Here is a 22,531-nt window from a genome sequence, read left to right as displayed (position 1 = left end):
TCGAAATAACGGAGGAATCATCATGCTTTATACTCAACAATTGATCGACTCAGTAAGACAGTTTTCCCTTGAGATGGACAAGTTCAGGCGTATCCCGAAGGAAGTGCTGGATTTCATATACGATGAGCGGCTGTTCCATCTCTTCGTACCCGATGAGCTCGAGGGAAGAATGACGGCGCTGCCGGAGGCAGCTCGCCTGTTCCAGGCGTGTTCTCGGATCGACGGCAACCTGGGCTGGATGGTAACCATTGGTGCAGGGGGCGGTTTTTTCGCGGCGCTGCTGGAACAAGACGTCAGCAGGGAGATATTCGCAAGGCGTGATGCGGTGATCGCGGGAAGCGGGATGCCGACCGGAACGGCGAGGCGGGTTGAAGGCGGGTATCGGGTCAGCGGAAGGTGGAAGTATTGCAGCGGCTCGACCTATGCGACCACCTTCACGGCCAATGCCGTCATCGACTCCGGGAATGAATCTGCCAAAGCAAGTGAATTACCATCAGGAGCAGAAGCTCAAGAGATTCGTGCTTTTGCATTCCGGCCAGAGCAAATCCGCATCCTACCGGATTGGAACGCCTTCGGTCTTCGTGCGACGGCAAGCCACACGATGATCGCCGAGGACGTCTTCGTCCCGGATAACCGAACTTTCCTGTTCGATGAGATGAAGAGTTATGAACATGAGGCCATCTACCGTTATCCGTTCCTGCCATTCGCGCAGGTTTCCTTCGCCGCGGTTGCGATCGGAATCGCCGAGCATTTCCTTGCTGCCGCTGAAGCTCTGGCTGAAGCGAAAGGAAGCGAAGCTTATGTGATGGACAAGCTGAAAGAGCATTCCGGCTTCCTTCGAGACGGTGAAGTCAACTTTTATGAAACGGTTGAGACTTCTTGGCGCGAGCTGCTTCAGCAAGGAAAGCTATCGGTTGAGACCGAAGCTGCAGTAACCACCGCCAGCATCGGCGCAGCCAACACCGCGAGAACCTGCGGTCAAACGTTGTTTCCTCTGCTTGGTTTAACAGCGGCAATGGAAGATAGCGAAGTTAACCGGTGCTGGAGGGATCTTCAAACCGCATGCTCTCATTCACTGCTGCGAAGCTATGCTTAATATAAGATGAAGGATTGAACGGGAACGTATAAGAATATCGATTATAGATGACAACCCTGAGCTGCCAGCTCAGGGTTGGATTGATTTCAAGAACCAAGACCCCTGTCCTGGGCCATCCGTTTATCGAAACTTGCCGTAATCCTTGATCTTCACATGGATGGAGCTTTCCACCTGAAGCTTCGGAATTTCCTCCCGCCATTTCATCTTCTGCCACTGCTTGAAGCCAACTCGATTCCGGACATACCTGCCGATCCCCAGATTATCTAGTTTGTTCTCTTTCATAAGACCGATGATCGCATCTGCCCGTTTGTGGATGTATTGACTGACTCTATGCTCGAGCAGCTTCCGTTCCCGCTCATCACTAAGCCTCAGATCACCAAGGTACTCTAGCACGGAGCCGGTTATATTCACTTCGATTTTGATTTTCTTTGCTCCGTCGGTTCCTTGGGATACTTTGATTTTTCTCGAGCTGGTGATCGAGCTGAACATGACGATCTCCTTGGATTCCCCGGGAGCTGTCAGGTCGATGCTGATTTCACCTTCCCTGAACTTGCCTTTCAAAAAGGCAAACACCAACGAATCCTTCGGCTCGATCCTCGCGACGTGCTTGTCATCCCTGAATAGAGCGATGCCGTTGGTTGTCACATAGCTGCTGTCCTGCCTACGGATCAACGGCGCGATCGGGTCAACGCCTTCATCGAAGTAATCCCGTTGGAAGTTAAAGAGCGTAACCTTCGGTATCGTCTGTCCCTGGGATTCCTTCTCAAGCAGCATATCGATATATCTTCCGGTTCTTGGATGCTGTGCATAGTTGTCCCGCAGCAGCTCGCCCGCATTGCCATCTACGACGCTAATCTTGATTTGGGAAGAGATGGAGGGATCCCGAATCAACGCATCCAGATGACCCTTGAGCCCGCTGCGGGCCAGTGACTCTCCAAAAAGAACGTTTCGGATCTGGCCGCTTACGAGGAGCATGCCAGTCTTTCTCGACATCATCATTTTCGCTTCTTTGCTGCTGTTGGCTGAAGCTGACAACACTTCCCGTTGCGACGTGGTTTCGGGGTCGGCTTGAGGGATCGAAACGGAAATATCCAGCTGACCGCTCGGCAGCAGATCATAGCTAACCGTTTGGATAAGCCCCAGGTCCTCTAATACTCGCTGATCGCCGCAGGCGTTTAAAGGTAGCATGATTAACAGAAGAAGCATGACGCAAAGCTTTTTTTTTGAGCTTCAAGGCTTACACCGCCTTTTTACGCCGCTGCACGAGCAGCAGAATGATTAACAGCAACGGCAAGACATACGCGAACCCCATCTGAATATAGCCGAGGATCATAATCCAATCTCGGATCGTATCCAGTACCTTCGGGATAAAGGAGAGCATGAACGCAACGAGCGTAATGCAGAAATAGTGAACGTTGATTTTGATCCTCGGAAAAACACGGCGGGTGCTTTCTCCGGCGGCCCAGAAGTACATAACCAGCGTGATGACCGTCGTGAACAGAAAGAATCCGTAGAAGAGGTTCTCGATTCGTTCAATGAAAGGAAGCTTGATATAAGCCAGCAGATCCAATAAAGGAAACAGCATTTGCTTCAGCAGCTCATGCCCGATGACCCCGAATGAAACAAAGCTCATAATGACATAGGACGCAGTGCGGATGAGATGGCCATAGAGGGCCGCTTTCATCAATTTGGTCTTTTTGTCGGCATAGGGAAACAGGAGCATACACAGCTCATAGCCGAGATAAGCGAGGTAGATTTGGAAGAAGCCCTCGACCATATTTCCTCCATCTTGGAATACATATGGGGTCAGCCGTTCGAGCTTAAATTCCCCGACATAATACAGCATCAGCAGGTTCAACCATATCGTGGACCAAAAGAATACCGTAGATGCTTTCGAGATGTTGTACAGCCCTTTCGTTAACAGCAAAAAAGCGAGAACGTCAATAAAGAACTTAAACACCATCGGATTGGTCGTCGGAAACGCGAACATCTGAAAAATCAGCACGTACTGCTTGGCAACGAGGCAGCCGATAAGCGACCACACTAAAGAGATCGCTAGATAGAAGGGAACGAGAATAAACTTCGGAATGCTTTGTTCCAAAATATCAAAGATGGATCTGCCTTCACCAAGCCGATAGACGATGGAGATCAAATAGATGTTCAGGCAGACCAGGATGGAGATCGGTATGACGCTGAGCCAGCCGTTGGTCCCGAAAAATTGAGCTTCGTTCTGAGCGATGCTGAATACATACACCCCAGTCTGAATCATATAGATCAGGATCATCGTATGGAACTGTGACAATTTTTCTCTCAACATGCGTCACCTTCTCATTTTTAATTTGATCTTATTCTTGGATCTCGCCTGCGACGGGCGTCTGCCAAGCATGCTAAAGGGCGCTCTCAAAAAGACGTCCCTCCAGTCGTAGGGCTCGAAGGGAGCAACCGGCGACAAATAGGACGTTCCGATGCTCGTTAATCCGCTGAGATGGATTACGATCCAAGCCATGCCAATCGCCAATCCCAGGTTTCCCCACAATCCGGCTAAAATGATTAACAGAAACCGGAGGAGCCGGAAGGAGGCGCTCATCACGTAATTGGGGATAACGAAGGAAGCTATTGCGGACGAAGCGACTGCAATAATGAGAATGTTGCTGGTCAGACCGGCTTGCACGGCGGCCTGTCCGATAACGATACCGCCTACGATGCCGATGGTCTGGCCGATCTTAGTCGGCAGTCTTGCCCCGGCTTCCCTTAATAACTCAATTGTCGTTTCCATTAATAAAGCTTCGAAGATCGGCGGAAACGGCACTTTGCTTCTGGACTCGGTCAAGGTGAGGATTAAATTCTCCGGGATCATTTCGTAGTGGAACGAAGTGACCGAAACATAGAGCGCCGTCAATACAAGCGTTATGATAAGTGCCTGAAACCGGAGAAGCAGCGTGGCCGTTCCGATGCTCCAGCGTTGATAATAATCATCGGAGGAGGAGAAGAATTCGAAGAAGCTGGACGGTGCGCTGAAAGCGGTCGGGCTTCCGTCCATCAGGCATACAACGCGTCCCGAAACGAGCTTGGATGCGATGGTGTCCGGACGCTCCGTGGTAAGGAACTGCGAGAACACCGAACGGGGGTGGTCGTCGATGCACTGGATCAGCATGTTGGTATCATGAATCGCGTCAATTTCGACATCCTGGATGCGCTCGATCACATCCTTGACATATTTGGGATTAGCGATGTCTTTAATATAGAGAACATAGACATCGGATTTGGTGACTTCGCCGACGGCCAGCTGGATCACCTTTAAATGGGAGCTCTGGACTCTCTTGCGAATCAAAGACAAGTTGGTGTAAGCCTGCTCGGTAAATGCTTCGTGAGGGCCGATGATTACCGTTTCCGTCTCCGATTCCGCAACGGTTCGGGAGGCTGGGAAGATAACATCGAGCAAGAAGGCTTTTTGATCATAGATAATGGCAGCCATGCCGGATAAGATTCCTTCCACGCACTGCTTCGATACAGTCACAAGCTTGTATATCGACTGCGTCTCAAGGAGCTGCAGCGGATTCTCCGATTGAACCAGCAGCGGCAAGAAATCTCGCTCCAAGCGGTCTTCATTCACCATGTGGCTGAAGTACAATACATGCATCCGTTCCTCATGGTAAACGTTATGGACGAAATCCGCCGATTCGTCGAACTGATCAAGGATATGACTAAGGGTAACAGGCGGCTGCTCCTCTTCAGCTTGAAGCTTACTTGGCGAATCTAAATCTTTCTCCGAATCAATGTCCGATGTCAGAGGATCCTCAATGAATATCGAATTCAGCATTCCCTTCCATTTCCCCATTGGATCTTTCGCCTCCGCATCTTTTATACACATTCTGTTCACAGTTTGCGTACCCGGACCGTTTTTTATCCAAGAGAGACCATGATCTTGTATAAGATGCTGTTTGACGGGAATGTTAGGCACATGCGGATGCTTTAGGGATCCTATTTGTCATGGAGGGGAGAGCAGAAATGCTAGATCGAGTGATATTGGCCGGAATGCTGCTGCTCAGTTTAGAGCCGGGTGGCGGGACGGACTCAGAAGACCTGCAGCAATTTCAGTACCAGATGCTGGAATCGGGAGCACATAGTATCGTGGATGCGGTGAATTCTTGCCAGGAGCATTTTGGAGCAGGCCGAATCCCGCTGCCGATCGAGCTGCCTCCGGTTGAATTCACGCACTTGTTTGGCCAATGTATGGATACCGGCAGCGTGGAACCGCATCTTGATATCCAATACATTCATTCGTCGAAGCCGGAGAACGAGTACCATTTGGAGGTTTATCCTGCAGGTCACGGTCCGAAGCTTGCGTATTTGCCTTTCACTGAGGTTCCAATTGATGAAGATACGCTGGGGCGTTACTATCAAGGCCCTGATCGTTCCCTTCAACTACTGACATACACAAAAGGGAAATGGCAGTATCTTTTGAGCAGCTCATATCGGCCTGAGTCGAAGATTGAAGAAAAGCATTTAACCTCGATAGCGAAATCGCATATTCGTTACGTAAAGCGAACGGATCCCGCATATGCCCAGTGGGGAGCCGTTGCCATCAAGGAAACCGGCAAGAAATACGGAATGGATGTGGTGGATTATCTTTATATGGGGCGTAAAACCTTATCCCGTGACTTGGCTGAAGAGAAATTCAAGCTGTGGCTTCGAAAAGGGAATCGGGAATTCGGGGTGTATGTAACCGTTCGGTATCATCCTGCAACAAGGCAGCTGGTTTCTATAGTTTATGAAGAGGCTTGAAGTCTTGAATCAACGCAGTCATTCGGCTGCGTTTTTTCGTGCAAGGGGAAATAAGGCCCTTTTTTTTGCTGTTCAGATGTGATTTATTGTTGTACCATATTTGGTGATAGTTTCCTTCGGATCGTCGTGCTTCTTTATCCACATTTATTTGTCAAGTACATCGTGTTTTAGGAGTGATCGTCGTGCCGCTTATTGTTGTTCTTAAGCTCCTATTTATTCCTATCATCACTCTATTGATTATCCTGTCTTCCGTTCTGATGGACCTCTCGGATCGGATTGGATGGATGGTCACGATGGCGGTTCTTCTATACGGCTCGGTTATATTCGATCGAAAATTGAAATGGCTCCGATTCATGCAGCCCTTGTTTCTTGGCGCCTTTCACCTAGCAACCCAATTGAACTGGTGTATTCTGCTGTATTACATCCTGATGATTAATTTGATCCATAAGAAGAAGCATTTCAAGGAAATGATCCCGATTTGCCTTTTGATGCTTATTCAATATTCCGCGATTCGCTTGTCCTATATGCCTTTTACCCAATATAACCTGCTCGTCTCCATCTTTGACGGGCTTGCTTTGTTTGTGATCGTCATATCCTTCCATTTGGTTAACTCACTGGAGTCCGAGAAGAAACAGCTGCATATGCATAACGATTATCTGATCTTCCATGACCCCCTTACCGGCCTCTTGAATTATGACGGCTATTTGCACAAGGTTCAGCATACCATTGAGGCGAAGAAGCCCTTCCAGCTCGTCCTTCTTGACATCAACAATTTCCAATCGTTGAATGCCCAGGATATCGCAACCGCGAATGAAATTCTAATTAGCCTCACCCGAGCGATTCGCACCCTGTTTGCCGGGAACATGCTCGCAGCTTCTCGTTACGCGGGTGACCGCTTCGCGATTCTGCTGCCAGAACATGTCCAAATTGACAGAAGTCTGTTTAAATTTGATCACATCGGAATCAAGGTAACCTATAGCATCACATGCTACCCTCACGAAGCGAAGACATTTCAAGAATTGGTGAGCAAGGCGGAGGAACGCGTTTTTCAAATGCGGCGAAACTCCTGGTTAAGAAGCCAAGAGGAGCTGCTTCGAACCGAGAAGATGAAGACGGTCGGGGAACTTGCTGCCGGCATGGCTCACGAAATTCGGAATCCGCTAACCTCCATTAAGGGATTCATTCAGCTGTCCAAAACGAAGAATTATAATATACAGCCTTGGTATGAAGTGATTATGGGCGAGATTACAAGAGTGGGGGAATTGACGGCGGAGTTCCTGCATTTTTCCAAGCCCCATGCAAGTAATATCAAGGTTGAATCGATGACCGATTGCCTGACACGCGTATTCTCCTTATGTGAATCGGAGGCGGTTTCACACGGCCATGTGTTGACGATGGATCTGCCGGATCAAGCCATCCTAATTCGGATGGACCGCGACAAAATCATTCAAGTTCTGATCAATCTGATCCGAAATTCCTTTCAAGCCATGGATCAGGCAGGCGTGGTGAAGCTCTCGATGCTCACAGCAGGCGGTAAGGCGATCATCGAGGTGGAGGACACGGGGAAGGGCATCGCAGAGGAAGACCTCCCCAAAATCTTCGATCCATTCTATACGACCAAGGAGGAGGGTACGGGTTTGGGGTTGTCGCTCTGTCAAAAAATCGTGGAGGATCATGGGGGAAAGATCATGGTGCATAGTCAGCTGAATGTCGGAACGGTGTTCACCCTCACATTCCCAATATCTTAAAGGAGATCTTTGGAACTTCCGGTATCTGAATGAATTGGCAGCATTGCATTCATAATACATAGGTGAAGAAAGATTAACGGATGCATGCCAAGGAGATGCAGGAAGGATGAGGAACTTGATAAGAAGCGCGTGGGATGAATCTTGAAATGGATATCGATTGCTGCGATTTTGCTGCTGCTGCAGAGCGGCCAGGATACAGGTCAATTGACGATTACGAATGACGGGAATGTGATATCGACTGTCAATCGGGAAGAGCACGCTCTAGACGTGTTTCCGCTGATGGACATGGAGAAGTACGAGGCGTGGGTCGAACAAGTAGACCAGAAAATCTATCATGAGGCACAGAACGCGAGGATCGGCAGCAACGGACAAATTATCCCGGGACAGAACGGCTACAGGCTTCACCGTGGAAAATTGCTGGAGCAGTATCAGGCATATCGTTATGGCACTGGGCCTGCGACAATCGAAGCGCCCAGACTTCCGATTTACCCCAAGGTGGACAGCGAAGTTCTGGCCTCCATCCGCGTCAAGCCGATCGGGTATTATGTGACTTATTATAATTCCCGCAATAGGAACCGTACCCATAATATCAATCTCGCGTCCAAAGCGATTGACAGCTTCGTCGTCTTTCCAGGCGAAGTCTTCTCGTTCAACAAGGTTGTCGGGATCAGGACGCCGAGCCGGGGCTATTTGCCTGCACCGGTTATCGTTCGGGGAGAATTATCGGAAGGGGTGGGCGGAGGAATATGCCAGGTGTCCTCTACCTTGTTTAATGCGATCGATCGGGCCGGTCTAAAAATCGTACAGCGTTATTCCCACAGCCGCAACGTGCCTTATGTGCCTCCCGGACGGGATGCAACGGTCAGCTGGGGAGGCCCGGATTTTGTGTTCGAGAACGCGTACAACGAGCCCATCCTGATCCGCGCCTTTTCCGGCGGAGGAAAGATGACCGTGTCGGTTTATTCTTCCGAGTTCATTGAATATAAGCCAAGGGAGGTTCCGAGCATGTCGAGGCGTTTACCGGAAGAAACGAAGGATGAACCCCATGATCACGATCCGGTAAGCCGGGATTAAGAGATGCCGGAACGATGGAGGACCTTCTTGGAACGTGGGGATGGAGAAACGGACTTGAACCAGTGGGCGCATAATGCGAACATCAGGACAAGCTCGACGGCTCCGCCCCCATAATACATAAGCATGCCACCCTGCTCCGCCGCTTCACGGGGCACCCCGACCGGGGGATAGGCATAGATGGCTTTCGACAGGATTGAGTGGCCGGCAGCTGCAAGTATTAAAGTAATCGCCCTGTTCCGGAAGCTATGGCGCCGTGAAGTTAGATCGATATAGAGGATGGAAATCGTGAACAGATACCCCGCTGCGAACAAATGGAAATGGATGACCGCGTACAACAGCCGGTATTGATGCATCAGATGAAAAAGATCTGTCATATAAAGAAGCCACATACCGCCGATATTCCATATTGCTGCAACCCAAGGGTGGACGATCATATGCACCGCTTTGCTTTTGAGCACGCGTGATAACTTTCGTGCAGACGGCACCGGCATTGCGCGAAGCAGCAGCGTTACAGGTTTTGCATACGCAATCAATATGGGGGCCAGCATGCCGAGCAACAGATGGACCAGCATATGGTTTTGGAAAGATTGATGAGAGCTCCGGGCGAGTGGACCCGCGACCGAGAGCATGACACATAAAATGCCGGCGGTCCAGCTTAAATACCGATGCAGCGGCCATGAACGGTGATGGCGATGGGTAGTGAGAGCGGCAGCAACATATACACCGATACATAACAAGAGAAGGAGAAGCCCCGCCCAATCTCCTTCAAAGCTGAAACTATACGCATCTGAATGTGCTCCATGTTCATGATGATCGCTAAATGCTCCCGTATCGCTGTAAAGATAATGGACCATCATGATTCAGCTCCTTCCGTATACGTGCGGGCATGACGCGTGCGGAAAATTAGAACTAGACCGGCCACGATCATCAACGCAGCAATCACATTCCACACCCAGTCATAAGGGCGGATATCGACGTTATAGCGAATCTGATGCAGACGCATCAGCTTATGCTGGATGATGCCGTCGTAGAGCTGGAATACGCCGCCGCCAAGCAGAATACCTCCCAGCCATTTTATTAGCCAAAAGGCGTGCCGCCGATGAAGATCGGCCAGCATAAAGGAAGAGGCAATGGTCGCAAACCAGCTGAACGCATGGAATAAACCGTCCGATACGAGACCGATATCCTTGGTCGATTTGTCATAAAAATGATGCCAGTGCAGCAGCTGGTGAAATACAACCTCGTCGATAAAAGCGACCAGCCCCAGTCCAAACAGGATTCCTGTCCACAAATTGCGCGAAGCGTATTTTTCGCGTTCCTTCCGATGATCACTAGCAGATTCGTTTGGTTTCATTCTCGTTTTCCCTCATTCGCAATTGGTATGCTCGGTAGATTTAGAGATTAGGTGACCACATCTACTCCAAGTTTAACCCGATTGTGAATCGGTTAATCCACGAAAAACCGAATCAGGCATCACCCGTCGAGTTCTTGAAGGTTTCTAATCCTGGTTCGTTAGGGGTTCACTTTTAGACAAATTTTCCCGACATAATGTTTTTGTAGGGCAGCATGTGCCTTATTGGCGTCCTCTAGTTCAAAAATATGATCGATATGAACGGTTAACTTATACTGTGAGATATATCGATGAAGACGGGCAATAATCTCGGGATCGGGTTCCCCGTTGTATCCAGCAGCTCTGATTCCAGCGGGTATCCGTAATTCAGGGCGTATCCCGTGAGGGTATACGAGTCGTCCGCCTTTACGGAGACAGTTGACGGCAGCATTAGCCGCATCTCCCCCCGCGGTAAACATAGCTGCATCGAATCCAGACGGCGCAAATTTCCTTGCCTTCGAAGAGATGTCCCTATCTTTGCCGTTTACAATAGCATCGCAGCCAAGTTTCTTGAGCACGGCAACTCCGTCTTCACCCGAAGCAACCGCGAATACACGGACTCCCATAGCCTTCGCCAACTGCACGGCGATATGTCCAACCCCGCCGCTGGCGCCGAAGATGAGAATAGACTCCCCGCCTCGAAGTTGCAATACATCCTCCAGCCCGCGCAATGCGGTAATTCCGACTCCGGAAATAACTGCCGCTTCCTTCATGGTTAATTCATCCGGAATTCGGGACACATACTTAGCATTGACGGTTGCATATTCCGCATAGAAGCCGCCATTAGGATTCAGAAAGGCAGGTGCATATACCTGATCTCCCAAGTCAACATTAGTCACCTTCTCCCCACGTGCAATCACGATTCCTGAACCTTCGGAACCGAGAATATAAGGGAATTCTGATTCCAGGTTCAGCATTTCTGCATATCCGCCTTGTCGTTCGAAGGCATCCCACTCTCCAAGACCGGCATAAGCAACTCCAATCAATACATCTTCAGGACCGATCGTGGGCACATCAACCTCCTGATGGATCAGTTCATCTGGCCCGCCAAACCGATGAAGCACTGCAGCCCTCATTGTATTCAAATGTTTATTCATGACTACCCCTCCAATAAATGAGTTCTCCCTTGCAAAAACTAACTTATCATAATAACACGTCAATAATTGACATGTTATTATGCGAAAGAGGAATCGTTCTAACAGCCGGTTAATGAATTTACTTTTTTAGGAATTTAGATAGGCTAGGGATAAAGTTAACATAATGTATGTTATGTAAAATATATTTCGAGTCCGAGCAAGCTCGCTTTTATTCTTGCCGAAGCCAATTGCTCAACACCGAACCCATTTGCGCATCAGCCAGGCAGGTCAAGTCACGGTCTTTTGGTCTACTGACTCGGCGCTTTTCCTTTGCTATATTGATGATATCTTTAAAGGAAAGGGGAGCATCGTGATGAGAAACGTTTCCGGAGATCATGCAGCGCTGCTGTTTCGCTTCTTTATTCCGTATGCATTGATTCTGCTTGGGTCTTTATGGGCCTTGTGGTTTGCATACGGCAAAACCTCGGCCGTGGTCGAGAACGAATCGGTCAAAAGCACTTTGGCAGCACTGAACCAAATCCAGGAAGCGTTTGACGGACGTCTCGCCGAGATCGAGACGATTGCAAGACAGTTGACAAGCGAATCAAAAATTCAGTCGTTTCAATTTGTGAACGAGCCGTTTGGCGGAACCCGTCCATATCAGCTGTGGGATTTAGAGAAAAGCTTGTTCAATTACCGGCTGGTGAACCATTTTATCGTGGATTATTATGTTGCTTACAAGAACAGCGGCATGATCCTCTCTCCGCGAAAGGTATACGCTGACCAACAATACTACAACCTGCAGCTGCATTATGAGGGGATGAAGTATGAGGATTGGAGACATCAATTGTTCGGCGAATACCATTATAAGACGTACTTGCCGGAGAGGAGCATCATGTATGAACGAAAAACGTATTCCGTGGTCACCTACATGCAGTCTTTTGGATTGAAGGGTGGTGGTGGAGTTATCGCCGTGATGCTTGACAACAAGCAGATTCAAAATATGCTGCGAAAGCTCACGCCAGGACAAGGCGGATTCGCGTATATTGCGGACCCGAACGGGAATATCATCAGCTCAATCGGGCTGGATCAAAGGCCGGAAATATTGAAAGCGCTTCCCTTGGATGAGGGGGATGCCCACATTCGGCTGACGGGTCAGGAAATGTTAGTCACCAGAGCCGTCTCCCCACTCAGTGGCTGGAGTTTTGTATCGGCGCAGCCTAAGCAGCTCGTGTTAGAGAAGGTTTACGAAATCAAACGGGTGACGATGGCCGTATTCTTGTCAGCGTTGCTGCTTGGGCTCGCGTTGGCCGTTTATTTCGCTGACCGGAGCAGCAGGCCGATTCTGCGTATATTGCGCCTCTTACCGAAACCTCCCTCAGATTCCAAGAGGTCTTCGTCCAAACATTCCGTTGAATTTATCGGCTACACGTTGTCGGCGCTAATCGAGAACCATGATTCTCTGAAGAAAAGGCTTGCTGAGCAGATTCCGCTTTTGCGCAGCGTGTTCATGGACAGGCTTTTGAAGGGAGGCTATCCATCGCACAGGGAAATCGATGCGGCAATGGAGCATTCCCAGCTTACTCTTCGCGGATCTCAATACGCGGTTGCAATGATACGAATCCGAGGTTATGAAGGTCCGTTTGTGAAAGACATGCTTAAGGAGCTTGACATTGTGAAAATAAAGCTGCAGGACTGCCTACATGCGTTGTACGGAGAAACGATTTTGTCGCATGACCTTGGGGAGAATCGTTTGGCTTTGGTATTTGCCGGTTCGGCCGGGGATGCCGCCAGTTCCGGCTTTGAGCCATCCTTAAGATCATGGATTCAGGAAGTATATGAGCGACTGATCGAAATAGCGGACACGGGATTATGTATTGCGGTGGGAGGGAGTCTATCCCAAGTGACGGAGCTCTACCGATCGTTCGGAGAAGCACAATTTGTCCTCCACCATGCTGAGTGGAACCGTCATCGTCCCATTCAATTTTACGCTGATATGGAGCCCGCGACGTTCACCTATTACTATCCTGCCGACGAGGAGCTTCGATTGATTCAGCTAGTAAAGTCCGGCAATCTGAACGAGACCCGGCAGCTTCTGGAACAGATCAAGGAGAAGAACGGAAGGGAGGGTCCGCTGCCGCTTGCAGTGGAACGGCTTCTGGCCCATGAGTTATGCGGAACCCTGATGAAATGCTGTCCGCACCAGCGACCGGATCATGGCCGATCGGAAGCGATGGGGGCAGTCCACCAAGCCCTGGACCCTCATTCATCGCCCTCACAGGCCATGAATGCCGTATGCCGTGCGATCATTCAATTATGCATGGATTACGAGGAGAGCAAGAAAAGTCGAAATGATCGATTAACCAAACTATTGCTTGATTATATCGAAGAGCACTTTCGGGAACTCGATTTGAGTTTATCGGTGCTGGCCCGTGAAGCACAAACCTCGGAAGCGTATGCATCTTATTTTTTCAAGGAACAAACGGGCTGGAACTTCTCGGATTATGTGGAACACCTCCGGATGAATGAAGCGAAGCAGCAATTGTCTCATACGGATCGGCCGGTTAGCGATATTGCAGCTGCTGTAGGATATCTCTCCTTAAATACGTTCAGCAGGGCGTTCAAGCGAGCGAATGGAATCAGCGCAACGGAGTATAGGCGAATCTCCCGCGGAGGCTCAGCCGCTGATCTAAAGAAATGAAGATTCCTTGAATCGTGCAAAAAGGCAATTCTAAAAGGATGCATAACGCCTGAAAGATGAAGATTTACCGACCACTCGCATCTGTATATACTCCAATCACGGACCGGGACGAAATCTGATATGGATGGGAGTGATTGGTGCTGATTGGTTGGAAAAGGCTGCTTCGAAGCTGGCAGCTCTACGCGCTGTTTTTGCCGCCGCTGTTGTACATCATCATTTTTAAGTACGTACCGATGTATGGGGCTCAAATTGCTTTTAAAGAGTTTAGCGTCACGAAGGGGATTAGCGGAAGTCCATGGGCAGGTTTCGATCAATTCGAGCGTTTCTTCCGTTCCCATGAATTTTGGCGGCTGCTGAGGAACACATTCTCCATTAGCTTGTATACCCTCATCGCCAGTTTTCCGTTTCCGATCTTGCTTGCGCTCGGCTTGAATTATGTGAAGAACCGCCGCTTCAAGAATACGGTTCAGATGGTTACATATGCTCCTTACTTCATCTCACTGGTCGTTCTTGTCGGCTTGATGCTGCAATTTTTGGATCCTAGGACCGGGCTGATCAATTCGATATTAGGCTGGTTCGGATTGGGGCCGTACCATTTCATGGCGGAAGCCTCATGGTTCCAGTCGATCTATGTCTGGTCGCATATTTGGCAGAACGTCGGCTTTTCTTGCATCATTTTTTTGGCTGCGCTTTCAAGCATCGATCCGGCACTCCATGAAGCTGCCGTCATGGATGGGGCTACGAAGGTCCAGCGTATGCGGCATATCGATATACCGGGAATCATGCCTATTGCCGTCATTTTGCTTATTTTGAATACCGGGCAGCTGCTGGAAACCGGCTTTGAGAAAATACTGCTGATGCAGAACGCGCTGAATTTGCGCTCCTCTGAAGTCATTGATACGTACGTGTACAAGGTCGGTCTGGTATCTCAGGCGATGAATTTCTCCTATGCCACCGCGATCGGTTTGTTCAAGGCGGTGATCGGTTTCGTCCTGCTGCTCCTCGTCAATCAATTGGCCAAGAAGCTGAAGCAGGAGAGTTTATGGTGAAAGGAGACGAAGGCATGCGTAAATCGGCTATGAGGGAATCCGGTTCGGATCGTGTGTTTACGATCTTGAACTATGTCCTATTGTCCATATTTCTAATCATGGTGCTGTATCCGCTAATTTATGTGGTCAGCGCTTCGTTCAGCTCCAGCAGCGCGGTGATTTCCGGGAAGGTATGGCTGTGGCCGGTGGAGCCAACCCTCGAAGGCTACCGGGCCGTATTTAAAAATGCCATGGTTGCAAAGGGCTTTATGAATACCCTGCTGTATACGGTGGCAGGAACGGCCATCAATCTGGTTTTATCCGTTATGGCGGCATATCCCTTGTCCCGTAAGGATTTTCGAGGCCGGGGCGTATTCATGCTCCTCTTTGTATTCACCATGCTGTTTAATGGCGGGCTCATCCCAACGTATCTGCTGGTCAAAGATCTAGGGATGATGGATACCGTCTGGTCCATGCTGATCCCCGGGGCGCTATCCGTCTGGAATGTCATTATTATGCGAACGTATTTCCAGACTACGATCCCGAATGAGCTGCTGGAGGCGTCACAGCTGGACGGCTGCTCGGATATAAGGTTCCTGCGGAGTGTCGTTATGCCCTTATCGGGGCCGATTTTGGCCGTCATCGCATTGTTCTATGCCGTTGGTCATTGGAATCAATACTTCAATGCCATGATCTATTTAAAAAGCTCCGATTTATATCCGCTTCAGCTGGTGCTTCGCGATATTCTCGTTCAAAACGAGATCAACATCGAAATGCTTGGCGACGCCAAGACCGCTGCGGCCAGACAAGGACTTCGGGAGCTGCTTAAATATTCCCTGATCGTGGTTACGTCCGTTCCATTGTTAATTGTGTATCCGTTCGTTCAGAAATTTTTCGTTAAGGGGGTTATGATCGGTTCTTTAAAAGGGTAGTTTATCCCAACTATTGTGGAGGTATGTCATTTATGAGCAAACGAGCAAGGGTTATCATGAGCGCTTTCGCCGCATTATGCATCCTTCTTGCAGGATGTGCCGGCTCACCGAATCCCAAGGGAGCTGATCCGGATCAGGAGCGCGCAGCCGAGCAGATCGAATTGACTGAGCCCGGCACCTATCCATTGGTCAAAGAGAAAACAACGCTCAAGGTTATGGTGCGGGGAAATCCGCTTGTTGAAAATTTCGAAACGAATGAATTTACGAAATGGTACGAAGAGAAGACCAATGTGCATATTGAATGGGAAATTGTCCCCGAGCAAAGCATGCAGGAAAAGCTGAATTTGGTGCTCGCCAGCGAGGATTATCCGGACGTGATTCTGGGGCTTAACATCTCGCCCGCGCAGCAAATGATATACGGGTCCCAAGGGGCATTCCTGCCGCTCAATGATCTCATCGAGAAGCAGGGAACCCAGACGAAAAAAATGTTCGAGGACAACCCGAACATCAAGTCGATCATTACTGCGCTGGACGGAAATATCTATGCCCTTCCGGAAGTGAATGAGTGCTATCATTGCTCGATGAGTCAGAAGCTCTGGATCTATGAGCCGTGGCTCAAAAAGTTGAATCTCGACATACCGGAAACGACGGAGGAATTCTACGAAGTGTTGAAGGCGTTTAAAGATCAGGATCCGAACGGAAACGGCATGGCCGATGAGATTCCGTTATCGATATCGCCGAAGTCATGGAGCTCCTCCATCGATGCGTTCCTGCTTAACGCATTCGTGTACAATCCGGTTTTTAGTTCCAATTATAAGCATATATTCGTAAAGGACGGCAAGCTCGACGTCGCCTACAACAAGCCGGAATGGAGGGAAGGTCTCCGATTTATGAACAGGCTGTATGCCGAAGGGCTGCTCGCGCCGGAGTCGTTTACGCAAGATGACAACCAGTTGATTCAGATCGGCGAGAATCCCGATACGGTTATACTTGGAGCGTCGACGGGAGGTCATCAGGGCGTATTCACCCAGCTGCTTGGCGAAAGCGGACGATGGAAGGAATACAAGACCGTTCCTCCATTAAAAGGTCCTGGGGGTGTTCGCTATGCTGCTTTTGATTCAACCGGCTTGAATCCGGGAGCGTTTGTCATTACAAAAAAGGCAAAGCATCCCGAGTTGGCTTTACGCTGGGCCGACGGGTTGTACGAGCGGGAGCATACGCTGCGCAGCGTCTATGGACGGCCGGATCAGGAATGGCGTGAAGCAAAGGAAGGCGAAATCGGCATCAACGGGGAGCCCGCCGATTGGTCAGAGCTGAAGTCGTACGGGACCGTGCAAAACGTAGCGTGGATCCAGACCGGCCCGAGCCTCCGCACGAACGAGTTTCGATTGAGCGCGGTAGCCAAGGGCGAGGATGATCTGGAGGTCATTCTTTACAATGAAACCAAAAATAATTACGAGCCGCATAAACCGACAGACGTGAGCACGGTACCTCCATTATTCTTGAGTAATGAACAGGCATCCGAGGCAGCGGACCTGTCCAAGACGATTAACGATTATGTGGACGAGATGATGGCGCGCTTCATTATCGGGGATGCAAGCCTCGATAAAGACTGGGATGTCTACGTGCAGCAGCTGGAGGAGATGAATGTGTCCCGGCTGTTGGAGATTTACCAACAGGCATTTGACGGAAGAACCAAATAGGAGGGTTAGCATGAGGGTTGGAGTCAGCACGTACAGTTTGCTCCCGGCCATCCGTTCGGGTGAGATGACGATACTGGATGTTATCGATTGGATCACCGACAACGGCGGGGAGCATATGGAGATTGTTCCATACGGTTTTACGCTGGAGGACAATGAGGAGCTAACGGATGCGGTACGTAAGCGGGCTGAAGCGGCCGGGATCCAATTGTCGAACTATTCCATGCCGGCAAACTTTGTCCACGAGTCGAAAGAGGCGTTCGATGCGGAAGTGGAGCGGATCAAACGCCATGTAGATACGGTGCATCGGCTGGGCATAAAGCACATGCGGCATGATGTGACGGCTTTCACGCTGCCGCCGGAGAAGACGGGGATCGATTATGTCGAGGATAATTTAGAGCAAATCGTGAATGGATGCCGCCAGATCGCGGATTACGCTGCCCGATACGGGATTACGACGACGATCGAAAATCACGGCGTAAGCGTCCAAGCAAGCGACCGCGTTCAGCGCGTGCTCAAGGCAGTGGACCGGCCGAACTTCAAAACGACCTTGGATATCGGCAACTTTCTGTGCGTTGATGAACAGCCGCTCATCGGCGTGAAACGCAATTTGCCATACGCTTCGCTTATTCATGTTAAAGATTTTTATTACCGTCCATATGACCAGGATCCAGGAGGGGGCCGGTGGTTTCGGACGTCTCACGGCAACTATTTGCGAGGCGCGATCTTCGGTCAAGGGGATCTGGATGTCCGCCGCATTCTTCGGCTGATCAAGGAATCCGGATATGACGGATTCATTACACTTGAATTTGAAGGGATGGAGGACTGCAGGGAGGGAACTCGTTTAGGTCTGGAAAATTTAAAAAGATTATGGGATGAAATCGAACCGCATGCTTGACGGCATCAGATACTTAATCTCATGAACTTCCAGCGCTTCAGCTAAATCATTATGACCAGTTCAACGGGCCAGTTGGGAGATATCCCCGGCTGGCCCATTTGCATGTACTCATGAATGAGCCTGCTCAATTCTAACATCGAGCGATTCCTCTATAGCTTTTTCAATCGCCGATCATGTGCAGTAATCTCATACCCCCTTCTTGGGAAGGGGATAAGATCCCTTATTCATTTACAAATGATTGAAAATGAGATACCATATATAACGTGGATATATATTATCCGAGTTAGTCGTGAATTACGAATGGAAGATAGACATACTGAATTCAGCCAAGCGAGGTGATGTTCATGCATATGAAGACCGGCGTGGAACAATCGGTGTATGCGCTTCTACTGCTTAATATGCTGCCTGACAAGGCTGTGCTCCCTGGTGAAGCGATCAGCCAGCAGCTCGGTGTATCGGCAACGTATTTTCAGAAGCTGCTAAGAAAGCTGGTGACTGCCGACATTGTATCGTCCGTTCCCGGCATTAAAGGCGGCTTCAAATTAAAGAAGAAAGCCGAAGATATTCGGGTGTACGATGTATACTTGGCGGTGGAAGGTCAGCAATCGTTATATTCCTCCCATGGCATCCTGGTGGATATGCTCGACTTGGAGAAAGAAGAAAGCTGTTGTTTGCTTTCCGATCTGATGGAAGAAGCCGAATCCTCGTGGAAGGCTGTCCTGAAGCGGGAGACGATTGCTTCTTTGGCGGAGGAGATGTGCAGCGAACGCTTTAAGGATAAAGTGTCCGCCTTGGAACAATGGATTCAGGACAAGATGGTTATATGATCGTGAAGAAGGGAAGGAATCCTATGAAATTAGGCGTACTGGACCAGGCACCTGTCACAAGCGGGAATACAGCGGCAGGAGCGCTGAAGAAAGCCGAGGAGCTTGCTATTCTTGCGGATGAGCTCGGTTATAGCCGGATGTGGATGGCGGAGCACCATGGCGGGCACGCCTTCGCCAGTTCTGCACCAGAGGTGACGGCTGCTCGCTTGGCTGCCAAAACGGATCGGATCCGCATCGGCACCGGCGGCGTGATGATGATGCATTATTCGCCACTAAAGCTGGCAGAAGTGTTCAAGACATTAAGCGCATTTTCCCCCGGGCGAATCGATTTCGGGGTGGGGCGCGCACCCGGTGGCGACACCAGTGCCATGTACGCTTTATCGGAAGGCCGCCAGCTGATGCTGCATAATATGTACGACAAGCTGGAGATCACCATGCAATTGATGAATGATGAGGTGCCGGAGAATGAACTGTATGCCAAAAATGCAGCCGCGCCTACAGAGGTTGCCCTGCCCGAGGTTTGGCTTCTGGGCTCCAGCGGCAACAGCGCACTAAAAGCTGCAGAGATGGGTGTCGGGTACTCCTTCGCTCAGTTTTTTAACGGAGCCATGAGTCGGGAGATTCTTGACCAGTACCGGAATCATTATCGGCCTTCTGTCTTCATGGAGAAGCCATTAATCAGTGTGTCCTATATGGTCACGACAGCGGAGACCAAAGAGGAGGCCGAATACGAAGCGCTTCCGCAGGATATTTTCCGGCTGATGATGAGCAAGGGGCGGATTGTCCCGTTAATGACGCCCGAGGAGGCGCACCAGATGCCGCTGACCGAAATTGATCGCATGGCCATTCAAGAAGGTCGGAAGATTCATTTGGTTGGCGCGGTGAAGGATATCGCAGCGCGTTTGCGGGAAGAGCAGGAACACTACGGATTCCATGAAGCGATGATCTGCAGCATCCCTCATTCTCAGGAGAAACGGCTGGAGGTGTACCGCTTGCTTGCTCGTGAGCTTCTGTCCTAGGGGAAAGCATGGTTGACGGAAGAAAGCTCAGATGCTCTGTTTCGTGCTGGAGCCGGTGGAACTTCATGACTTGCTGCTTTACAGGAATAAGCATAGGTGCATGTGGATCCACTCCATATCGTTACATTCGGACAGGCTGTTGCCTGTCTTTTTATGTGGCTTGGATAAACATCACGCCCCCAATGTATCGAAAAACGTGCTAGAATAGTAAAAATCTAGTATTCGTGAGTTCATGTTAAGAGGAGCCCGCTATGCCATTCACATTTGCACATCCCGTCATTACATTGCCTTGGTGGAAACGAAAGGATCTTCCGGTATCTGCACTGATCATCGGCTGCATGGCCCCCGATTTCGAATACTTCGTCCGCTTTCGCGCGGCAGGGGAATGGAGCCATGACGGCTGGGGAATTCTTTTCTTTAATTTGCCGGTCATCGCGATTCTCTTTATTATTTTTGAACAGGTCGTCAGACCCGTTGTTAATGCATACTTACCTAAGTGGTTTCCGTATCGATGGAGCAACGCGTCGCGCATGCCCGATTCTTTCAGAGGATGGAAGTTCGTGTTTCTGCTAGGAATCGCCGGCGTAGGGTCCCATCTATTATGGGATCAATTCACGCATCAAGGCGCCTGGGTCGTGAATCGCATCTCTTTGCTCACCAAAGTGATCCGTCTGGGTGCAATGGAAATACCGGCATATAAGCTGGCACAGCATGGAAGTACCCTGGCGGGGCTTTTGCTTACGCTGGGATGGGTCCATAATAACCTGTACAAAAGTCCAAAGGAAAGAAAACCGCTGCGGCCTATTTTGCCTTTTTGGTGCGTAGGGGCTGGTCTCTTTATCCTTCTGTTCGCCGTTTCATCGATCGCTTTTATAAAGGAGAGTGGAGGAGTTGCCGCTTTGCTTCGGCTTGTCGTACCGGCGATCAGCTGCCTCTTGCTGTCTCTGCTTATTGTTTGTCTGCTTTTCCGGCGGAACGTGTCTAGGCAACAGAACCGATAAAACAAGATCAAGCTTGCGGCCATCTTGATATTTTTGTCTCAGAAATAGATCGTTAATCATGTTAATTTTCCGCGCCACACATCCACCGGATTTGCTCAGTCTTTGCGGGGGAGCAGTTTCATGCCGGTGTGCTCCAAGTGTACATCGACCATGACGGATTCGAGGGACTGTTTATTGATGATTGTGCTCATGCCGGAGGCCTGCTTCAATCTCTTCCAGGCAGCCGGGTTCTGCTTGAACACAAGGTGCTCTAGACTGTAAACGTCGGATTGCGTATCCATTCCTTTGTAGAAGGTAGCAAGGATCTCTTCCTTAACTGCGTTTGCCGCGCTTTTTTCCAGTTCGGTCTTGGATACATCTTCGCTGACTTCAACCACATTCCCGTGTAATTTAACGTGAATATGGAATTTTGGTTCACCTTGAACAAAGCTAAGCTTGGTCCGGATTTTTGGGGTAGAGAGTGCGACTACAGATTGGATACCACCGTCGGTAACGAGAAGCGGGGAACGCTTGGTCTCTTTCTGCATCCATCGCAGCCCGTCGAGATCTTTGACGGCAAGAAAGCCGTTTATTTTCTCATCGTACAGGCAATAACCACCGTTGATTGACATTTTCGGATCTCTTTTGTCACCAGTGGACCATGTTTCGGTATCGATTGATAAGCTTGGAAGCATCCCGGTGTAGCCTGGCTCGGTTAAGTCCGCCAAAAAATCGAAATAGCGGATCGGCGCAATAACCGACCTTTGGTTAAACTGATCGATGGGTTCATGCAGGATCGTAAATAACGGGGACATGTTGAAGAAAGCCTGGGCGTTGAAGAGCTCCTCAATGGAGTGGCTGGTGCCGAACACCCAAGGAGTCATTCGGACCTCCTGGTAACGCCCGATCGAATCGAGTTTCGGCAGGACGGCGGATTGCATCACCTTATCGCTGATAACGATACTTGAAACATGGCTCCAGACGGTTCGTCTTTGCGAAGAATTATACACTTGATCAACGGCCCAATTGATCGTCTTGCCCTTGGTTTTAGAGACCCAGACTTGCGCCGGTTTGTCTGATTTGCCGGTTTCGGTTTTAGCGACTTTTGTAAAGTCTAGCATTTGAGTGTATACGACATACTGACCATCTTCATAATCGATCCCGATCGCTGTCACGTAATTCATGTCCTGAACTTCTTTTATGTCCCAGCAACCTGTTAAGGGGAGGATTAGAAAGCAGACAGCGATGAGCTTGAACACATAGCGGTAAGCATGCAT

19 protein-coding genes are annotated in these 22,531 nt (G+C 49.7%); 12 read left to right on the top strand and 7 right to left on the bottom strand.

Annotated features, from left to right (window positions below; translation table 11 throughout):
• Positions 1–22 precede the first annotated feature (22 nt).
• Complete coding sequence (locus MKX76_RS08475) at positions 23–1,096, top strand: acyl-CoA dehydrogenase (protein WP_007131371.1); 1,074 nt, start codon at positions 23–25, stop codon at positions 1,094–1,096.
• A gap of 120 nt (positions 1,097–1,216) precedes the next feature.
• On the opposite strand, the gene MKX76_RS08470 is transcribed toward MKX76_RS08475, so the two are convergent.
• Genes MKX76_RS08470 through MKX76_RS08460 form a run of 3 tightly spaced genes read right to left on the bottom strand, consistent with a single transcriptional unit; the run spans position 1,217 to position 4,934 of the window.
• Positions 1,217–2,302, bottom strand: a complete 1,086-nt coding sequence (locus MKX76_RS08470) for a Ger(x)C family spore germination protein (RefSeq protein WP_007131372.1) — start codon at positions 2,300–2,302, stop codon at positions 1,217–1,219.
• 31 nt (positions 2,303–2,333) lie between these two features.
• Positions 2,334–3,413: a GerAB/ArcD/ProY family transporter gene (locus MKX76_RS08465; RefSeq protein ID WP_007131373.1), complete on the bottom strand. Its 1,080-nt coding sequence runs from the start codon at positions 3,411–3,413 to the stop codon at positions 2,334–2,336.
• A 3-nt stretch (positions 3,414–3,416) separates the two neighbouring features.
• Positions 3,417–4,934: a spore germination protein gene (locus MKX76_RS08460; protein ID WP_007131374.1), complete on the bottom strand. Its 1,518-nt coding sequence runs from the start codon at positions 4,932–4,934 to the stop codon at positions 3,417–3,419.
• 170 nt (positions 4,935–5,104) lie between these two features.
• Between MKX76_RS08460 and MKX76_RS08455 the strand changes: the two genes are divergently transcribed.
• From MKX76_RS08455 to MKX76_RS08445, 3 genes are all read left to right on the top strand, one after another.
• Positions 5,105–5,881 carry a DUF3889 domain-containing protein gene (locus MKX76_RS08455; RefSeq protein WP_007131375.1) on the top strand — a complete coding sequence of 259 codons (777 nt, stop codon included), beginning with the start codon at positions 5,105–5,107 and terminating at the stop codon, positions 5,879–5,881.
• A 182-nt stretch (positions 5,882–6,063) separates the two neighbouring features.
• On the top strand, positions 6,064–7,629 hold the full coding sequence (locus MKX76_RS08450) for an ATP-binding protein (protein WP_341033462.1): 1,566 nt from the start codon (positions 6,064–6,066) through the stop codon (positions 7,627–7,629).
• A gap of 141 nt (positions 7,630–7,770) precedes the next feature.
• Positions 7,771–8,703 (top strand): VanW family protein, encoded by a 933-nt coding sequence (locus tag MKX76_RS08445; protein ID WP_007131377.1) that lies wholly within the window; start codon positions 7,771–7,773, stop codon positions 8,701–8,703.
• Here the strand turns inward: MKX76_RS08445 and MKX76_RS08440 are convergent.
• The 3 genes from MKX76_RS08440 to MKX76_RS08430 all read right to left on the bottom strand — a co-directional run bounded on the left by MKX76_RS08440 (position 8,700) and on the right by MKX76_RS08430 (position 11,190).
• Entirely contained in the window at positions 8,700–9,560 is an 861-nt protein-coding gene (locus MKX76_RS08440) for a cytochrome c oxidase assembly protein (protein ID WP_007131378.1), read from the bottom strand. The two genes, MKX76_RS08445 and MKX76_RS08440, sit on opposite strands and share 4 nt — an antisense overlap.
• Complete coding sequence (locus MKX76_RS08435) at positions 9,557–10,057, bottom strand: DUF2243 domain-containing protein (RefSeq protein ID WP_007131379.1); 501 nt, start codon at positions 10,055–10,057, stop codon at positions 9,557–9,559. Before MKX76_RS08435 ends, MKX76_RS08440 begins: the two co-directional genes overlap by 4 nt.
• Positions 10,058–10,215: 158 nt before the next feature.
• A complete protein-coding gene (locus MKX76_RS08430) occupies positions 10,216–11,190 on the bottom strand; it encodes a quinone oxidoreductase family protein (RefSeq protein ID WP_007131380.1) in 975 nt (324 codons plus the stop codon).
• A gap of 352 nt (positions 11,191–11,542) precedes the next feature.
• On the opposite strand from MKX76_RS08430, the gene MKX76_RS08425 reads away from it, so the two are divergent.
• The 8 genes from MKX76_RS08425 (at position 11,543) to MKX76_RS08390 (ending at position 21,275) form a co-directional block, all read left to right on the top strand.
• The gene (locus MKX76_RS08425) at positions 11,543–13,870 is read left to right on the top strand and encodes a helix-turn-helix domain-containing protein (protein WP_341033461.1); all 2,328 of its coding nucleotides are present in this window, start codon (positions 11,543–11,545) and stop codon (positions 13,868–13,870) included.
• A gap of 137 nt (positions 13,871–14,007) precedes the next feature.
• Complete coding sequence (locus MKX76_RS08420; RefSeq protein ID WP_007131382.1) at positions 14,008–14,919, top strand: ABC transporter permease; 912 nt, start codon at positions 14,008–14,010, stop codon at positions 14,917–14,919.
• 14 nt (positions 14,920–14,933) lie between these two features.
• Entirely contained in the window at positions 14,934–15,830 is an 897-nt protein-coding gene (locus MKX76_RS08415; RefSeq protein WP_341033460.1) for a carbohydrate ABC transporter permease, read from the top strand.
• Positions 15,831–15,862: 32 nt separating this feature from the next.
• Positions 15,863–17,533 (top strand): ABC transporter substrate-binding protein, encoded by a 1,671-nt coding sequence (locus MKX76_RS08410; protein ID WP_341033459.1) that lies wholly within the window; start codon positions 15,863–15,865, stop codon positions 17,531–17,533.
• 10 nt (positions 17,534–17,543) lie between these two features.
• Complete coding sequence (locus MKX76_RS08405; RefSeq protein ID WP_007131385.1) at positions 17,544–18,428, top strand: sugar phosphate isomerase/epimerase family protein; 885 nt, start codon at positions 17,544–17,546, stop codon at positions 18,426–18,428.
• 344 nt (positions 18,429–18,772) lie between these two features.
• Positions 18,773–19,255, top strand: a complete 483-nt coding sequence (locus MKX76_RS08400) for an RrF2 family transcriptional regulator (protein ID WP_007131386.1) — start codon at positions 18,773–18,775, stop codon at positions 19,253–19,255.
• A gap of 23 nt (positions 19,256–19,278) precedes the next feature.
• Positions 19,279–20,274 (top strand): MsnO8 family LLM class oxidoreductase, encoded by a 996-nt coding sequence (locus tag MKX76_RS08395; RefSeq protein ID WP_007131387.1) that lies wholly within the window; start codon positions 19,279–19,281, stop codon positions 20,272–20,274.
• Between the two features lie 251 nt (positions 20,275–20,525).
• Positions 20,526–21,275 carry a DUF4184 family protein gene (locus MKX76_RS08390; RefSeq protein ID WP_007131388.1) on the top strand — a complete coding sequence of 250 codons (750 nt, stop codon included), beginning with the start codon at positions 20,526–20,528 and terminating at the stop codon, positions 21,273–21,275.
• A 95-nt stretch (positions 21,276–21,370) separates the two neighbouring features.
• Here the strand turns inward: MKX76_RS08390 and MKX76_RS08385 are convergent, their stop codons facing one another.
• On the bottom strand, positions 21,371–22,531 hold the full coding sequence (locus MKX76_RS08385) for a Ger(x)C family spore germination protein (protein ID WP_341033458.1): 1,161 nt from the start codon (positions 22,529–22,531) through the stop codon (positions 21,371–21,373).

It is taken from the genome of Paenibacillus sp. FSL R5-0810, assembly GCF_038002285.1.
Lineage (GTDB): Bacteria > Bacillota > Bacilli > Paenibacillales > Paenibacillaceae > Paenibacillus_AQ > Paenibacillus_AQ lactis.
Note: the sequence above shows the minus strand (reverse complement) of the source record. Positions and strands in the feature narration are given on the sequence as shown.

Bases quoted from the DNA above. Each gene is read 5' to 3' on its own strand.
- MKX76_RS08475 (WP_007131371.1), top strand. From the start codon at position 23: ATGCTTTATACTCAACAATTGATCGACTCAGTAAGACAGTTTTCCCTT.
- MKX76_RS08470 (WP_007131372.1), bottom strand. From the start codon at position 2,302: ATGCTTCTTCTGTTAATCATGCTACCTTTAAACGCCTGCGGCGATCAG.
- MKX76_RS08465 (WP_007131373.1), bottom strand. From the start codon at position 3,413: ATGTTGAGAGAAAAATTGTCACAGTTCCATACGATGATCCTGATCTAT.
- MKX76_RS08460 (WP_007131374.1), bottom strand. From the start codon at position 4,934: ATGGGGAAATGGAAGGGAATGCTGAATTCGATATTCATTGAGGATCCT.
- MKX76_RS08455 (WP_007131375.1), top strand. From the start codon at position 5,105: ATGCTAGATCGAGTGATATTGGCCGGAATGCTGCTGCTCAGTTTAGAG.
- MKX76_RS08440 (WP_007131378.1), bottom strand. From the start codon at position 9,560: ATGATGGTCCATTATCTTTACAGCGATACGGGAGCATTTAGCGATCAT.
- MKX76_RS08435 (WP_007131379.1), bottom strand. From the start codon at position 10,057: ATGAAACCAAACGAATCTGCTAGTGATCATCGGAAGGAACGCGAAAAA.
- MKX76_RS08430 (WP_007131380.1), bottom strand. From the start codon at position 11,190: ATGAATAAACATTTGAATACAATGAGGGCTGCAGTGCTTCATCGGTTT.
- MKX76_RS08425 (WP_341033461.1), top strand. From the start codon at position 11,543: ATGAGAAACGTTTCCGGAGATCATGCAGCGCTGCTGTTTCGCTTCTTT.
- MKX76_RS08415 (WP_341033460.1), top strand. From the start codon at position 14,934: ATGCGTAAATCGGCTATGAGGGAATCCGGTTCGGATCGTGTGTTTACG.
- MKX76_RS08410 (WP_341033459.1), top strand. From the start codon at position 15,863: ATGAGCAAACGAGCAAGGGTTATCATGAGCGCTTTCGCCGCATTATGC.
- MKX76_RS08405 (WP_007131385.1), top strand. From the start codon at position 17,544: ATGAGGGTTGGAGTCAGCACGTACAGTTTGCTCCCGGCCATCCGTTCG.
- MKX76_RS08400 (WP_007131386.1), top strand. From the start codon at position 18,773: ATGCATATGAAGACCGGCGTGGAACAATCGGTGTATGCGCTTCTACTG.
- MKX76_RS08395 (WP_007131387.1), top strand. From the start codon at position 19,279: ATGAAATTAGGCGTACTGGACCAGGCACCTGTCACAAGCGGGAATACA.
- MKX76_RS08390 (WP_007131388.1), top strand. From the start codon at position 20,526: ATGCCATTCACATTTGCACATCCCGTCATTACATTGCCTTGGTGGAAA.
- MKX76_RS08385 (WP_341033458.1), bottom strand. From the start codon at position 22,531: ATGCATGCTTACCGCTATGTGTTCAAGCTCATCGCTGTCTGCTTTCTA.